Annotated in this window: 16 protein-coding genes and 1 pseudogene; all 17 read right to left on the bottom strand. The window is 37.5% G+C overall.

Features of this window, described 5'->3' with window-relative positions; translation table 11 throughout:
• Nucleotides 1-12: 12 nt before the first annotated feature.
• The 17 genes and pseudogenes from BLS20_RS00725 to BLS20_RS00640 all read right to left on the bottom strand — a co-directional run bounded on the left by BLS20_RS00725 (nt 13) and on the right by BLS20_RS00640 (nt 14,727).
• Complete coding sequence (locus BLS20_RS00725; RefSeq protein ID WP_090170983.1) at nt 13-1,461, bottom strand: McrB family protein; 1,449 nt, start codon at nt 1,459-1,461, stop codon at nt 13-15.
• Nucleotides 1,461-2,207 carry a hypothetical protein gene (locus BLS20_RS00720; protein WP_090170980.1) on the bottom strand — a complete coding sequence of 249 codons (747 nt, stop codon included), beginning with the start codon at nt 2,205-2,207 and terminating at the stop codon, nt 1,461-1,463. The genes BLS20_RS00725 and BLS20_RS00720 overlap by 1 nt, the downstream gene beginning before the upstream one ends.
• Nucleotides 2,207-3,451, bottom strand: a complete 1,245-nt coding sequence (locus tag BLS20_RS00715) for a DNA cytosine methyltransferase (protein ID WP_090170977.1) — start codon at nt 3,449-3,451, stop codon at nt 2,207-2,209. Before BLS20_RS00715 ends, BLS20_RS00720 begins: the two co-directional genes overlap by 1 nt.
• Nucleotides 3,452-3,456: 5 nt before the next feature.
• Nucleotides 3,457-3,636 carry an antitoxin gene (locus tag BLS20_RS00710; RefSeq protein ID WP_074717795.1) on the bottom strand — a complete coding sequence of 60 codons (180 nt, stop codon included), beginning with the start codon at nt 3,634-3,636 and terminating at the stop codon, nt 3,457-3,459.
• Nucleotides 3,637-4,259: 623 nt separating this feature from the next.
• Nucleotides 4,260-4,667, bottom strand: a pseudogene (locus BLS20_RS00700) (single-stranded DNA-binding protein).
• 7 nt (nt 4,668-4,674) lie between these two features.
• Nucleotides 4,675-5,403 carry a CpaB family protein gene (locus BLS20_RS00695; RefSeq protein WP_090170971.1) on the bottom strand — a complete coding sequence of 243 codons (729 nt, stop codon included), beginning with the start codon at nt 5,401-5,403 and terminating at the stop codon, nt 4,675-4,677.
• Nucleotides 5,404-5,417: 14 nt separating this feature from the next.
• Complete coding sequence (locus tag BLS20_RS00690) at nt 5,418-5,987, bottom strand: hypothetical protein (RefSeq protein ID WP_090170968.1); 570 nt, start codon at nt 5,985-5,987, stop codon at nt 5,418-5,420.
• A gap of 9 nt (nt 5,988-5,996) precedes the next feature.
• On the bottom strand, nt 5,997-6,407 hold the full coding sequence (locus BLS20_RS00685; protein WP_031557973.1) for a hypothetical protein: 411 nt from the start codon (nt 6,405-6,407) through the stop codon (nt 5,997-5,999).
• 12 nt (nt 6,408-6,419) lie between these two features.
• Nucleotides 6,420-7,262 (bottom strand): type II secretion system F family protein, encoded by an 843-nt coding sequence (locus BLS20_RS00680; RefSeq protein ID WP_090009165.1) that lies wholly within the window; start codon nt 7,260-7,262, stop codon nt 6,420-6,422.
• 9 nt (nt 7,263-7,271) lie between these two features.
• Nucleotides 7,272-7,943 (bottom strand): type II secretion system F family protein, encoded by a 672-nt coding sequence (locus tag BLS20_RS00675; protein WP_090170965.1) that lies wholly within the window; start codon nt 7,941-7,943, stop codon nt 7,272-7,274.
• A 21-nt stretch (nt 7,944-7,964) separates the two neighbouring features.
• Nucleotides 7,965-8,219 (bottom strand): hypothetical protein, encoded by a 255-nt coding sequence (locus BLS20_RS00670; protein ID WP_090170962.1) that lies wholly within the window; start codon nt 8,217-8,219, stop codon nt 7,965-7,967.
• Complete coding sequence (locus BLS20_RS00665) at nt 8,212-9,267, bottom strand: hypothetical protein (protein WP_090170958.1); 1,056 nt, start codon at nt 9,265-9,267, stop codon at nt 8,212-8,214. Before BLS20_RS00665 ends, BLS20_RS00670 begins: the two co-directional genes overlap by 8 nt.
• Nucleotides 9,257-10,525 carry an ATPase, T2SS/T4P/T4SS family gene (locus BLS20_RS00660; protein WP_031557978.1) on the bottom strand — a complete coding sequence of 423 codons (1,269 nt, stop codon included), beginning with the start codon at nt 10,523-10,525 and terminating at the stop codon, nt 9,257-9,259. The genes BLS20_RS00665 and BLS20_RS00660 overlap by 11 nt, the downstream gene beginning before the upstream one ends.
• Nucleotides 10,526-10,528: 3 nt before the next feature.
• A complete protein-coding gene (locus tag BLS20_RS00655) occupies nt 10,529-11,065 on the bottom strand; it encodes a hypothetical protein (protein ID WP_031557979.1) in 537 nt (178 codons plus the stop codon).
• 13 nt (nt 11,066-11,078) lie between these two features.
• On the bottom strand, nt 11,079-11,954 hold the full coding sequence (locus BLS20_RS00650; protein WP_090170955.1) for a hypothetical protein: 876 nt from the start codon (nt 11,952-11,954) through the stop codon (nt 11,079-11,081).
• Between the two features lie 72 nt (nt 11,955-12,026).
• The gene (locus BLS20_RS00645) at nt 12,027-12,263 is read right to left on the bottom strand and encodes a hypothetical protein (protein ID WP_074717822.1); all 237 of its coding nucleotides are present in this window, start codon (nt 12,261-12,263) and stop codon (nt 12,027-12,029) included.
• A 100-nt stretch (nt 12,264-12,363) separates the two neighbouring features.
• Nucleotides 12,364-14,727 carry a VirD4-like conjugal transfer protein, CD1115 family gene (locus BLS20_RS00640; RefSeq protein WP_090170951.1) on the bottom strand — a complete coding sequence of 788 codons (2,364 nt, stop codon included), beginning with the start codon at nt 14,725-14,727 and terminating at the stop codon, nt 12,364-12,366.
• Nucleotides 14,728-14,730: the final 3 nt, after the last annotated feature.

The following is a 14,730-nucleotide window of genomic DNA, read 5'->3' as shown; positions in this document are numbered from 1 at the left end:
AGATACACCACCTTACTGATTCTTCGCCTTAAAAGAATCTGAAACATTTTCTTTAAATACATTATACCTATCAATACCTTTGGCATTTGTAAAATACTTAATGATGCTTTCCAATGACGAATATTTCCCTGTTTCAAACACTACTTCGCGATTGTATTTAAACGCATCATCCCATAAATATTTAAGTACTTTTTCTGGAAATTTTCTATTTTGCTTTCTAGCTGCCCTTATTTGTCTAAGTCTTTCAGCATCTTCATCTGACAGTTTTTCATAACGTTCTCTTCTCTTTAAATCCTCAAATTCCCTTTCATACTTTTCTTCTTCTCTATCGTCATACTGTAAATCTCTAAGATGAATAAAATACGCTCCCAATCTTTTATCTTCAGATGATGTCATTCTTGCATTATTGCCAATAATAATTTTATTTATCTCAACACAGAAGTCCTGCCATCTAACCGCTGTATCAAGAATTGTTGCATTCGCAAAATTGTCATCAATCTCATCAAAACTATTTTCAATTAAACGCATATCCCATCTACGCTGAAATGCTGTATCCAATGTAAATACATTTTGATCAGAAGTATTCATTGTTCCAATAATAGATAAATTTGATGGTATTCTAACCTTGTGGTCTGGATCTCCATAAATTATTTTAGCCATATTTGCATTTGTTATTCCATATTCACTAGTTCCAATTGGAAAGCCATCATCTTCTTTATCTAAAATTTCCGCTTTTCTATCCAACAATTGGAAAACCTCGCCAAATATTGCTGGAGCGTTTCCTCGATTAATTTCCTCGATTACTAAAACATACTCTGTCCTTGGATTGTTATATGCTTCTTTTAGAATATTTGTAAAAGGACCCGCAGTAAACGCATAGCTTACCTGGCCATCCTCTGATACATTTGGCAGAATTTGTCCAATAAAATCAGAATAGGTATAATCCGGATGGAAAACCAATCTATCAACCTTAGTTTCCTTTGTACAATACTCATGCTCTATAGTCCAACTCTTTCCTGAACCAGGAACTCCATATAAAAGTACATTACTACCATTTGTTAATCTTACGCTTTCTAAATCATCATCTGCTTCATAAAGATCATCATCAACATTAATAACCAAATGACGTTCAAGATCCATCATAGAAAGAAAGGTACTATGTCTAGAATCCGAAGCAGAAATAACCTCGATAGTATAATTACTTTTCCCTTTTACAAAAAGTAAGATGTCATCTTCCTGCATTCCTCCCTCTGCATTTATTATCTGCTTAATATCTCCACCAAACCTAGGATCGGTAGCTAATAAAAATACTACATTGCCAGAAAATCCTGACTTTTTTCCTTTCATAATCGCAGATTCTTTGTCATTATAAATTCCAAAAAACCCATTTAGCACTTCATTCGTAACACTAATCTGATGAGTTATGTCGTGCTTAAGAATTTTTCTCAAATAAATATTCATTATTGTTTATCCCCCTCTTCAAGCTGTTCTACAACATATTTACTCCATTGCTCAGCAATTGCTTTAGCAAATCCTGGAAAAGTTTTACTTCTCCACGTTCTTCTCTCTGCTGCATTCTTCGTTTTAGTCAATCCATCTGAATACCACTTGGGTAGTCTTTTTCCACTTCCAAACTCAATATACTCTCCTGGATCAACGACGTTTGTATGTTCTAATGGTGGTAAGTTTTTTAACCATAAGCATGTTTTTTTAGATGCACTATCACCAAAATGAAATGGTTGAACTATTTGATCCGGCTTTCTCCATCTGGTATTCATTATTCCCACAGGGTTTTCTATTGCTATATATTTAATATCTGCATTTGCAAGAGCCATAAAGAATGCTGCACCATCTTCTCTATCCTGAGCTCTATGTGGGAACTTCGGATGAGGACGTCTTTGATCTATAGGCAAATCCTTATCATCAGGATGATAATACCATTTTGCTCCGCTAACTGCTAAGTATGTACAAGGTGGATGTGCTATCATCAAATCCCAAGACCCTTCAATATAATAGTCTTTTCCGTTTTGAAGTCGTCCACCTCCATTTTTTATTACTTCTAATACATCCTGATTAAAATGCCATTCAGGATGACCACCTGAACACTCTAGTATATCGCAACTATATGCATTATGACCCAAACGTCTAAACTCTGTGCACACTCTTTGACTTTCTTCGCATGCAACAAGTACATTTAATTTTTTCATTACTTATCATTCTCCAATATCTTATTTATTGATAATGCTATATTTTTAGCAAACAATACTGGAACTGCATTACCTATCATTTTAAAACAATAAGCATCTGACCCTATAAATTCAAAATCCATAGGAAAAGATTGGAGTAAAGCTGCTTCTCGTATTGTAATAGAACGTAACTGTTTAACGTCGGGATGAATAAACATAAGTCCATCTTTATAAAGATGTGACACTATTGTCGGAGAAGGTTTATCCCATTCTAAGCTTCTATATTTATTATGATTCGATGTCTTTCCAGTAACTTTATGATAAAACTCAAGTTTTTCTTGTGTGGAAGCGTTATTCATAGATTTCTCAATCCACACCTTAAATACGTTTATGTCCCTCAAATTATTATATCTAGCTTTATGAAGAGGAATAATCTCATTCCCTATTTGTTTATGAGAAATATTTCTATTACCTTCTTTATAGGGTTTATCTAACGGTTTAAATTTTGGCATATTACCAATTGCATCTCTGACCGTGCGTTTAGGTTCATTTGATTTCATAGAATCTAAACTTTGATAAAATTCCTCTACGCTATGATTACTCTTTTTCTCTACACCAATAATAATCACTCTACGTCTTTCTTGAGGAACCATAAAATCTGCTGCTGAATATATTGATTTTTTCATATCATTAGGCTTTCTTATTTCATATCCAACCTTTTCAAAAGCCTCATATATTCTTTCAATAACAAGTCGATCTCCTGGTGCCGCACTTAATATTCCAGGCACATTTTCAAAAACAAACATTTTAGGACGATAATGGTCTACAACCTTTACAAAACTTTCAAATAAATAATTCCGATAATCATCCTTCATAGAATTTGGATCTTGTGCCCTACCTGCAATCGAATATGCTTGGCATGGCGGTCCACCAATAATTATGTCAACCTTTTTGTTCCCTAATAACCCATCAATACCTTCTTTTATTACTTTTTCTGCATTGTCGGAACCGTATGATGAAATGGTCTCATCTGTCCATGAACCCTTCATTAATTCATCAGTTTTTTGTATATCGAAACGAATCACTCTCTCTTTAGCTTCTTCTTCCGAATACCCCCATCTCTTCACTAAATTATTTCTTAATGTATCAACCATTGGTTTTTCCCATTCAACGTGAGCTAAAAACTCAAAGCATCCCGATTGCAAAAAACCTTCTGACAAGCCTCCTGCTCCGGCAAATAAGTCAATACAAGTATATTTTGGCATAAATTCTATTGCTCCTTTCGGCTCTTTATATATTCTCTTATCCAAACACCTATTTCGATAGACGCTTTTTTCCCTTCTTGCCGAAGTATTTCCATAAATTCATCCTTAATTTCAGGTTCAATGGATATTTCAATTTTTGCAGTCTTTACCCTGCCTGATGGTCTTCCACTATTTTTTTCATTCATAAAAGTTTTAAACCTCGCCTCTGTAAATTGTGTTTTTCATTATCAAACCTGGTTTTTATCAGGGTCTGACCCTGGCACAACCCTGGCATTACCAGTATATCATACTGCTCAAAATATTACAATGTCTCTTTAAGAAATTTATTAGTTTTCTATCTTTCTTTACTTTTCATGCTATCCATGTTAAGATTTCCTCGAAATAAAATTCATTTTCTAATTATTCAAGGGAATCTCTTCCCATTATTCCAACATTTATTACTTAAGCTTATTTGTAACCGTTTTATTTTTGTACTCAAAAGGAGGTTTATTATTGTTTACAAAAAAAGATATTAGGAGCATTGATCGAAAGTATTTCAATGTTCTACAGGAAGGCTGTTACGCTATTACAATACAGTCCAAAAACACAAAGCATTATTGGCACATCGTTCATCAAGAATATTCTCACTTCTCTTCCTGCATAATAGAACATAAGCATCATTACTCCGATTCCTATCACCGTCACAGGAACGAAAAAAATCTAAAAGCTGCTATGGCAGCTATCAAATCCCACGACGATTTCCAAATTAACGTAAGAGATAAGCAAAAGAAAAGAGCCCATAAAGCTCGCGCTTTACAGACTCCATCTCTTACATAAACGGAAGTTCTTCATCAATATCATCTGGAATTGACACAAAATCCTCTGGTGCTGAAGGTGGATAAGAAGTATTAGCATTCTTGCTCTCACAGAACTCATGCTCATCTACAACAACATCCGTTGTATATACCTTCTGACCATCCTTGTTTGTATAACTGCCAGTCTGGATTCTTCCAACGACTGCAATTTTAATTCCCTTATGTAGGTAGGACTCGACAAAATCAGCACTCTTTCCAAATGCTACACAACTAATGAAATCGGCTGTGCTCTCCTCCCCATCTTTTCTTCATCTGCGATCCACCGCCAAGGTATATCTCGCAACCTTGGTTCCATTCTCTCCTGATGAAATTTTGATATCCGGTTCTCTCGTAAGTCTACCGGTCAACTCTACCTTATTCATGTGTCACCTACTTTCCTGCTAAATACAACTGAATACCTTCATAGCTAATTGCTGTATTCATCTGATCCACCTCATCTGGTGCTACCTTTACAGAGAACACAACTGCTGTTGCTGTACCATTTTCAGCTTCATAACTCTTAGTAAGTTCATTACCCGAATTATCATATGCAGCTTCTACATAAACGTTTTCAACCATAAGCACAAGCTGATTTGTGGACGGATCTTTCGCATATACATTTACAATATCTCCATGTCTGATAGTTCCACTTACAGAGTTATCAAAGTCATTTACCTTAATAGAAGTCATCTGAGTCTCTGCAGTGTACTTATCCATAACAGAATCCTTCTCAGCAATATCGTCCTTATTGACCATCTGTCTTGCAGATAGATCAGACTCAACATAGAAACCACCATCAGGTAATTCCTTGATGTCTGAGTAAATGCAGTCAGGCAAGATTGCTTTTTCTACATCCTTGATTTCAAAGTAATCGTCCACCTTATCTTCAGCGATAAAGGTATTTGCTTCGATATCCTTTGTTGCACATACCACATGTGCTTTCACCACTTCATTCTTTGTAATGTTTGTCATCACAAGATAAATTAGGCAAGCTACGATAGCAGCAAGGATAAATGGAATAATCAGTGATTTCACTGTAAATCCAATGTTTCGCTTACCCTTCTCAGGAGCCTTGTCCTTTGCCTTCTTATCTACTTCTGTATTCTTTTTCTTATACATAAACTTAAATCCTCCTAATAATTAATCTTCAGGGCACAATAGATATCCCTGGTTTTTCTGATATAGCTATCATCTAAAATACTCTTTAGATCGAATGTCACCTTTGCATATGCTGATGTCTTTCTTACAACCTCACCTGCTGGTGTTTTCACGCTTCCAACTCGACCATAGCTTGTGGATCTAGCCCCACCATTTCCTGAATATGTTGTAATCCGAACCTGTGAATCTTCCACCTCATATTCAATGAATGTCGTGTATTCAAAGTTGTAATAAAACCCTTCCGTGTTAGAAATAGCATCTCTCATGCAAGCCATATAGTTGTTATATGACTCATCTCTGTTTCTAAATCTGACAACTGGATAGCCATAGCTTTCCGCTGTTTCAAAATAATAAACATCATCAGCAACAAGCGATGCTAGAACCGAGTCTGACAATGCATCATCTATGGTATGCTGCTCTGACATCAGCTTACTCGCCATAGCAATGTACATCGTTGTAATTACCAAGATGAGTGCCAATCCAAACAAGATGCAATAGCCAACAGCTCCTGTAGCTTCCTTTTTCTTACATACAATTCCTTCCATCGCCACCTCCTACTGCTTTGCAGTACTTGTTCTATTGATAGTGATGGTTGTCGGATGGGATGCTACTTTTGATATTCCACCCGCAAAGGCAAGAATATTATCATCATAGGTTCCTGTTATCTTTAAATAGATTCGATCTCCATAGTTTACTTCTCTTGTAGTCGTACCGGAAATCGAAATATTATAAAGGCCCTCGCTCTCTAAATCCGCAATCAAGGCACTCTGATCCGCTGGTTTCAGATAACCTTCTGTTTCCATAATCAAAAGGTATTCTCTCGCAGTCTGTCTCATCGCCCACTTATCGCTAATACCAGAGAAGGCTCCAAAGATGATTACTAAGAACGCTGTTCCCATTACAATACCGATAAGTGCAACCAACATATTTTCAACTACGCCACTTGCTTCTTTTTTCTTCTTCATAAACCCTCCCTTCTAGAATGCGATCTGCATTTCCAAGAGTTTCATAATGATGCAGTAAAGAATTACGCCTAAGATATCAAAGGCAATCATCATGACATACATCATTGTTTTATTCTCTAGAATTACACATCGTCTCTTATTTACACCAATCTGCTCACGCTCGATGTTATTCTCAAGCGTTTTTAATGACTCATCTACCTGACCTGTTGACTGTAATGACTTGATCACTGTACAGAATGCTGAAATTTCACCATTATCAAAACTAAGCTCCATTTCATCCAGACATTCATCTAGTGACATGCCACCATCTAAGTTATTCTTCAGACGGATAAGCGACATCTTTAGTCTCTTATTCTCTACTACCATAACTGCATCTCTTAAGGCATCCGCAATATACTGACCACCTCTTTTGCCATAGAGAACAGATCTACTCATCTCACAGATATCAGCCATCATTTCTTCATTGCTACTCTTGTTCATAAGCTTTAGATATACATCCAAAAAGCTCCAACCAATTACAGCTGCAAGTACTGTAAATATAGGTGCATTTGTGCTATGCATCACTCCTTTTGAAACAAGGAATGTAATGATTGAAGCAAGGCCAGCAAATACCGTCTTATATAAATACCAATGTCCTACTGTGATTCCATCACTCAAAAAGACATCTGCTCCCATCTTCTTAAGCCCAATCTGCTTCTGGTATACAAACTCCTGAAATCCTTTTGCTTCCTTTACCTTCTTTAACTGCTTTCTTGCTTCTTCCTGCGGAGTAGTATGAAGCGCAAGCATTGCAATTGTCTGAAAGAAGATAAACACTGCAGCAAAGAATACTACCATTAAAATTCCTACTACCATTTTTCCTCCTTACTTATCTGTGCTAAACAGTTTCACTACTACGAACAGGTACAAGATTCCTGTAATAAGAAGTATCGCCTGTCCCACCATGTTGCTTGTTAATATGTGCTTTACATCAATGCCAATACCATTTCCGATGAATAAAACAATGAAAACGGATGCGATTGATATAACAACCAGTGTCAGTTTCATAGAAAAGAGAATGTTCTTACGCTCTTCTCTCGCTGACAAACTAGCTGCAATCTGCCCCATCATCTGCTCTAGTACTTCCTCATAATTTGCCTGAAAGTGCATACAGTTCTTCAGGTTTACTAGAATCGTCTGAAGCTGTCTGTTATCCGTTGATTCCTTCATATAATCAAATGCTAAATCCACATTACCGGTCTGCTCACAATCTAATAAAAACTTAGATATCAGCTCTTTAATTGGACCTTTCATTGATGGCAATGTATTCTGCATAATGGTTACAATATCTGAGCTTCCCTTTGAATGGTTAGAAAGAATCGACACAAACAAGGATGTTGTATCTTCAATCTCGTTATAGGTCTTTCCTGCTAATGCAATAACAATTACATACAATGCAACAAACTGCACAGCACCGATAAACAAGGCAATGAATACATTATGTGTAAATGCAATCCCTTCTATGATTCCACCCATAAATGAAAGTATTAATAGCATTAGATACTTCTCTCCATTGAGTCATGGAAGAAATCTCTTTAATCCACTTGTTAGAATCAATCGATCCATCTTATAAAGGAGCGACTTATTCTCGATAGAACCAAATTTAGATACAAAGCTTGCCTCCAAATTCAGTTTCTTTCCTATGCTGTCCTGATGCTGTTTCACTAAGTTATCCCAGACGTTATGCTCTTTGAACTTCTTATGAATCATGTAAAACAGTGCCACGAGCAAAAGTCCTAACACAGCCCAAGCAACAATCTCATACCTACTCACTTGCTTCTCCCTCCTTTACTTCTGTTACATCACTATCGCCTTCAGGTTCCATCTCTGTCTCTTCCTGCTTTTCTTTAAAATCAGGATCACTTGGATCAGATATAACAGAACCGTTTTCATCATAGATAATAATTGGATCATTCCAATCCACGTTTTCATCGTATGCTTCACCGTTGTATGTATCTAAATCTTCATCCGCTACATATCTGAATAATCCGACTCCGTTTACAAAGTAATAACCTGTTTTAAAATAATCAGGAATGGTAATAGCAATGCAATTGCTATGTAAAAAATCGAAATCATAACTTACAAACCTCTCTAATGAACCAAAACTGTGGATATTAGCTTTAAGTTTAAAATCCTGGTAATACGTACCTGTATAGAATTCACAAGCATATGACTTACCTTTCTGCAATCCCAAAACAGTACCACCATCCGATACGGTTTTCTTTGAAAGCTTTGTATCACCAACCTTATCCAAATACAGTTTTGTAATTGACTGCAATTTTGATAAGGCACCTGCATCTGACTTCAAATCAATGTAATACTTGTAATCATCTTCACTACTCTGCGCAAATGGAATGTAATAATGATCACCACCATCTGCTATAAAATTTGATACACCAATGGTATATCCATAATCTGCGAAGCGCTCAAAGACAATGGAATCTGGCACCTCTGTATCCGAGACATATAACAACTTATCTTTGCTTGTTACTGTTGGAATTTTTTCATCTGCTTCATCACTTACCCAAATGCTTCTCGGATTCTCTGTAACCTCATCCAACTCTTTCCCTGTAAAGTTGATATCTCCAGTAATACAAGTTTGGAAGGTATTAGAACCAGATGCTTTATTCACATCTGATTCATTTGCATTCTTCCACACATATGCTTTTCCGCTTTCCAATTCGTCTACTGTTGAAAAGCTTGTAGGCTTACCACTTGCGTTACCACTTAAGGTCTCAAAAATACCGCATCCAGTAAGTGAGATTACAGAACACCCCGCTAATAGAATTGCAGCTATTCTCTTTACACACTTACTTTTCATCCACAACCTCCTCGAATGGATATACAGGCTTTAAAATAATAGAGTCCGTATTCTTATCCCATCCATCAATCTTCTTAATCTCGTCAATACGGAAATTTCTTAAATGAATTACATATTCGAATCCACATAACTGCTTCAAAGATTCTTTCGTCTTGTATCCTGTAGCCTGGCTAATGTAGTCAGCCATTTTGTCTACCGCCATCTCACAGCTTTCACCATGCACGGATGTCCAACACTTATGTCCAGTCATAGAAGCCTTTGATAATCCAGCTGCTTCACTACCTTCCTTAACCTCACCTACAATCACTCGGTCTAGATCCACAAGAAGTGCTGCTCTAGTTAAATCACCAAGGTTATACGACACCTTTGAATCACCACCACTAATCATTACATGAGCAGCCAATAGATCCGGATGATCCTCATCAAACAGCTCCGCATTCTCCTGACAGATCATCACTGATTCATCCCAAGGAATCTCTTTTAACATTGCATTCATAAGCGTTGTCTTTCCACTTGCTCCCTTACCGGTGAACAAGATGCCCTTTGAAGCGATCATTTTCTGAAATAGTGCATCAAACTGCTCATTTACTTCTGACAAAAACTTAAGCTCTACAATTCCATCGATACATGTTCTTCCCTCATCCGGCTGAAGATGATTAAACATTCCTGCCTGTTCCAAAGCTCTAAGAGTATATTTCTCCTTTGGAATCTTTCGAATTGCAATGCAAGTGTTCCCACTATCTGTGAGAAGTCCACTGATTGCTGTTATACGCAAAATGAAGTCATCCTGGGTCGCATCTGTAAAAGTCTGAATTGCATTTGCGGTTCCAAGGTTGACTTTGTTTCTTTCAAGCAATCTTGTTACAAAGTTCTTATAGTCTGCTCGATTAGCGAACCTCACTCCTGAATCCATACGCTTGCCATATCTTTTTACTCGAATCTGCTTGTCGTTATAGATTTTGATATCTGAAATCTCCTTATCATGGATTAATCCATCAATAATTCCATAACCCCAAAGCTCTTTTCTTACCAGCTCTAAAACTTCATCTTTCTGCTCTTCTGTCATTTCATTACCATCGACATCCTCATACTGAGACATTTCATCTCGAATCTGACTTAAAATCTTCTCTCTTGAAACTGACAGTTCATCATAATTACGCTTACTTAAGCTATTTAGGACTCCTGCATTCTGTTTCTTATAAAACTCATCTACGAGTGTCCTCGATAGTTCAATAAGCTCTAATTCTTTTGTTTTCAATCTCTACTCCTCCGTTTCCTCTATGGTGTGATGTACCATCATACCTTTTTTATGATTGGAATAAATGAAGGTTGAAGCTACTACGATTACCATAACAAGCACAAAAGCAATAACCTTAATCAGAAGTGCTCTCTGTGCCTTTGGATCTGCTGCTTTCTGTCTTGCTAGTTTCATCTCTTCTTCCTTCTTAATTTCTTCTGCCTTCTTCTTCATTCGCTCTACATCCTCTGTAGATTCATACAATAGATGTTTCGATGGCTTAAAGAAGAAGTAATATAGATATTTTCCATACGTCATGTCTTCGGTATAGTTACAGCCAAATGCGATTCCTACCATCAAAAGTCCAAGAAATATTGCTATACAAGCAAGTCTTGGAGTCTCTAGAAAGATAGGCATACACACATTGGCTGCTACTCCTAAAAGGACACATCCGAAGAATACTACCTTCTGTATGAATGTCTGATTCTTGAATGCATCGATTCCAAATAATGCATCTGAATCTATTTCCTCTAAATTTACATTTCGATTCATCTGAGGCATGTTCCTTTTCCTCCTACATCATTCTCTGAACCATACTATCTGTTCCCTTTACAAGTCCTGCGATTACAATAGGTGTAATAGCTGACTGCACTGTGATTAACACGCACTTATAAATGTTTGATGCTCCTGAGAGATCAAAGTTAACTAGCGAAGTACACAGCGTTACACCTGTCTTTACGCAAATAACCATGAGCGCTCCCGATATGCAAAATCCAAAAAACGTCTTTAGATACTGCACAAGCGATCTTGAAATCTCGTGTCCCCCCGCACCCATCGCAATAGCAATTCCTGCAAAAGGCAAGATAACTAATGGCTTCAGTATTCTCTGAAATCCTGCACTAATAATTGAGATGCAAGACGCCACCATAATGAACACCATCACGATTCCAGCAATCAGGAATAACAAACTACATCCGATTGTTGTCCATACCCCAGAGAACCATTCTCCTGAAAGCTCAAAGTCCGGTAGTTTTAGCGTGGAATCTATAATTGATTCCAAGTCACTATTCATGGTCAACTTGTATCCTGATGTTGTTCCCATCTTCGCTGTGATTCCATCTGCAAAGTCCATTACATAGCCCATGATTTTCCACATGTTGGCAGCTACAAATAGAATGATGCAGTATCGAAGTGCATCCATTAGAAATCTCTGTGCCTGCTGTTCTGGTGGTGCACTTACTACTGTCTTATATAGCGCTATTAAAAAGAAAACAGTCGCTATAGGAACCGTTGCATCACTTATTGCATTAAAAAGAGTATGCACTGTCGAATATGGAGTGCCCCCAGCTGCAGTCTTTGGACTTGTAGTAAAAAGCGTCATCGCTATTTTCATAAGCGTATTCCAGATAGTAAAAGAACAATTATAAAGTGCCTTTACTACATCAATCATTCTCTTTGCTCCTCCAAAAAATAAGTTCCGACCGGCTCCCGTTGCCAGCCGGAACTTCGGTTAATACGTTACTTATGTCAATGCATTTACCAATGCACTGAGACCGATAAGCACGCCGCCAGCAACAACGGAATATACAGCCTGATGTTCTCCCTGCTGATCCATCTGGCGGAATGCCATCGCAAACTTAATGCCACCGTACACAAGCATTACTGCTCCAATTGCTGAACCGATAGAGATCAGTACGCCCTTTAAGCTTGTAATTGCCTTTGTGTAACTAGCAGCTGCCAAAATTGCTGTTCCAGTCATATTCGCTTCCTCCTTATCCTTTAAATTCAAGCTTGTATAAACTCTTCTACTTGCTTGTTACATAAGGCATATAGGAGTGCCTGTTCCTAAATCTGCATTTTTATTTGCAAATTTTTTCAACAAATTTTTCAATCGTATCTTCTGAGTGGTCATTACTAAAGAATGCCTCTATCTCATCGAATCCATATCCATCCTTAATAAGAGGAACCAGATTCATGATCTGCCCATCGCTATAACCCGCATTCTTCAATTTCTGAGCCAACATTACCCTATCCTTATAGAGTTTCACAGACTCATCTGTAACTTCATCCTCATCAAAGACACTGTAGTCAAAGCCATTATCCTGACTATGTGCCTTCAAATACCTCTCATAGTTTTCTTCTAGCATTGCTTTATCTTTTGCCATAATTGGCAGTGATGACACTGTCTCCCCAATGGTAAATGCTTTTATTAAATCATCTGCATCCTCCATGGTTAATCTAACAATGACCTCTCCACTCTCTCGAATCTTCTTTGCCTCTTCCTTCGCATCATCGCCAGACAAGAAAAATCCCTTATTCTCTAATCTTGCCAGCTTTCTCTCTCGATTGCGCTTTGCAGGATCATACGGATTATGCTTTCGACACAAGAGCTTTACAAATGGTGTATTCTCCATCTGACACTTCTTCTGAAACAGTGGATCTGCACCCTTGATTACAATGGCGCATTCCCCATCCTTCTTCATCGCGAATATATCCTCTGCAGATAGCAGGCTCTTCTCCATAACATCCTCAGATCTTGAACTAGAACCCTTATAATCCTTCGCATCGGAATCGGATGCCTTATGGATGGTCTGAGTACCAAAATGCTTACTCAGGTACTCACAGGAATCCATATCAGGTGCACCGAGAATATCTATAATGGCACAGTTACCAATCAAATCCTTGTCCATGTCATACTTAGGGAATTTTCTCTTAAGCTGAATAAGGTTCTGAATGATAATGACCGCTGACATATTTCTTGATCTCATGGTCGAAAGCTTCTCCACAAATGAATCAGGAAGTGTAACATTCGCAAATTCATCCATTAGAAATGTTAGATGCTGTGGAAGACTTTCATGCAAGCTTGGATCAATTGCAGTCAAATGATAGAGCTCGTCAAAGAACAATGAATAAACCATACTAGGAATCCAATCGTAATAACGCTTATCTTCACTAGTTACAATAAATAGAATTCTCTTGCCTGACTTACTCTCTGGCGAAGGTTTTGAATATCCAAAACTCTTTCCAATATGAATCTCATCCTCCGATAAAAGATCCACAACACATTTCAACTTCATGTATCTACAATGTGCATCCAAAGAAGCAACAATAGAACTTGTTGTTTCCGCTGCTCCGTTATAAAACTTCTCCACTGCAACATAGCCAGGGAAATCTGTATCATGATCTTTATGCCATTCCTTCTGGGCTTTTTTCATGATGTCCATAATTCCATCCGGTCTGTTATCAATAGATCCATCCGCTTTTGTAAATACTGTTGTAGCATCTAAAAGCTTTACAAAAGTCTTCCAATTCTGCATGTCCTTCTTGTAGTAATAGTGAATTAAGTAAATCAGCGATGTCAGAAGTACTTCTGCAGACTGCTCGAAGAACTGGTCATTTCCTCCTCCTGCATCATCCTGTGGTGTGGTGGACTTCATTAGAATTCCTGCAATGCTCATGATGTCTGATTCGTTTCTAATATATTCGAAGGGATTGAAGTGAATACTCATAGGCATTCCTTCTTCTGACTCCACATTCATAACCATCACTTCATACCCATTGTCCTCGAAGTACTGACCTGTCTGTTTGTACAGCTCTCCCTTCGGATCTGTAACGAGAAAGTTCCCACATAACTGACTTAGCATTGGACGTGCTAATCTAAATGACTTACCCGATCCAGGAGGTCCTACTACTAGCATATTTAAATTTGATGTCTTCTCATTATTGATGGAAAGATATACATCTTCTGCCAACCAATAATTCGCTGTATTTACCTTAATCGACTCACCTATATGCTCATCTCCGGTATTTACAATGACTTCATTCTTTTCATCATGGTTTGCAAACATCTTTGTAAATTCCTTGGCATTACCCCACTTTGCAACACCATATTCCTGACCGGCAAATGGATGTTCAAAGCGTGTCATAATCATAATGAATGCCATTGAAAACGCCGCCCAAAATGTTCCAACAAACTTAATTGTTGCTGGTGTTACGCCTACAATATAATGATGCTGCTCAATAATGAACTTCTGAAAATTATTCATAAATTCATTGAAATCATTACCAGGCATCCAAACTGCTCCACATAAAAAACCGGCATAGACACATAGAATCGTGCCTATGCCGTAGATTAATACAGTCTGTTCTACTGTCCTGGTATGTTTCTTTATTGAGGAGCCCTGATACTGAAAGCTTTTAAAAAACTCCTTAATAAATTCCATACT

The sequence above is a fragment of the Eubacterium oxidoreducens genome (assembly GCF_900104415.1).
Lineage (GTDB): Bacteria > Bacillota > Clostridia > Lachnospirales > Lachnospiraceae > Eubacterium_C > Eubacterium_C oxidoreducens.
This window is presented reverse-complemented; position numbering and strand designations above follow the sequence as displayed.

Coding starts and splice junctions, on each gene's coding strand:
- BLS20_RS00645 (WP_074717822.1), bottom strand. CDS start 12,263: ATGACTGGAACAGCAATTTTGGCAGCTGCTAGTTACACAAAGGCAATT.
- BLS20_RS00650 (WP_090170955.1), bottom strand. CDS start 11,954: ATGATTGATGTAGTAAAGGCACTTTATAATTGTTCTTTTACTATCTGG.
- BLS20_RS00680 (WP_090009165.1), bottom strand. CDS start 7,262: ATGGTAGTAGGAATTTTAATGGTAGTATTCTTTGCTGCAGTGTTTATC.
- BLS20_RS00720 (WP_090170980.1), bottom strand. CDS start 2,207: ATGAAAAAATTAAATGTACTTGTTGCATGCGAAGAAAGTCAAAGAGTG.
- BLS20_RS00675 (WP_090170965.1), bottom strand. CDS start 7,943: ATGCTATTAATACTTTCATTTATGGGTGGAATCATAGAAGGGATTGCA.
- BLS20_RS00655 (WP_031557979.1), bottom strand. CDS start 11,065: ATGCCTCAGATGAATCGAAATGTAAATTTAGAGGAAATAGATTCAGAT.
- BLS20_RS00640 (WP_090170951.1), bottom strand. CDS start 14,727: ATGGAATTTATTAAGGAGTTTTTTAAAAGCTTTCAGTATCAGGGCTCC.
- BLS20_RS00685 (WP_031557973.1), bottom strand. CDS start 6,407: ATGAAGAAGAAAAAAGAAGCAAGTGGCGTAGTTGAAAATATGTTGGTT.
- BLS20_RS00690 (WP_090170968.1), bottom strand. CDS start 5,987: ATGGAAGGAATTGTATGTAAGAAAAAGGAAGCTACAGGAGCTGTTGGC.
- BLS20_RS00695 (WP_090170971.1), bottom strand. CDS start 5,403: ATGTATAAGAAAAAGAATACAGAAGTAGATAAGAAGGCAAAGGACAAG.
- BLS20_RS00715 (WP_090170977.1), bottom strand. CDS start 3,451: ATGCCAAAATATACTTGTATTGACTTATTTGCCGGAGCAGGAGGCTTG.
- BLS20_RS00665 (WP_090170958.1), bottom strand. CDS start 9,267: ATGAAAAGTAAGTGTGTAAAGAGAATAGCTGCAATTCTATTAGCGGGG.
- BLS20_RS00725 (WP_090170983.1), bottom strand. CDS start 1,461: ATGAATATTTATTTGAGAAAAATTCTTAAGCACGACATAACTCATCAG.
- BLS20_RS00710 (WP_074717795.1), bottom strand. CDS start 3,636: ATGAATGAAAAAAATAGTGGAAGACCATCAGGCAGGGTAAAGACTGCA.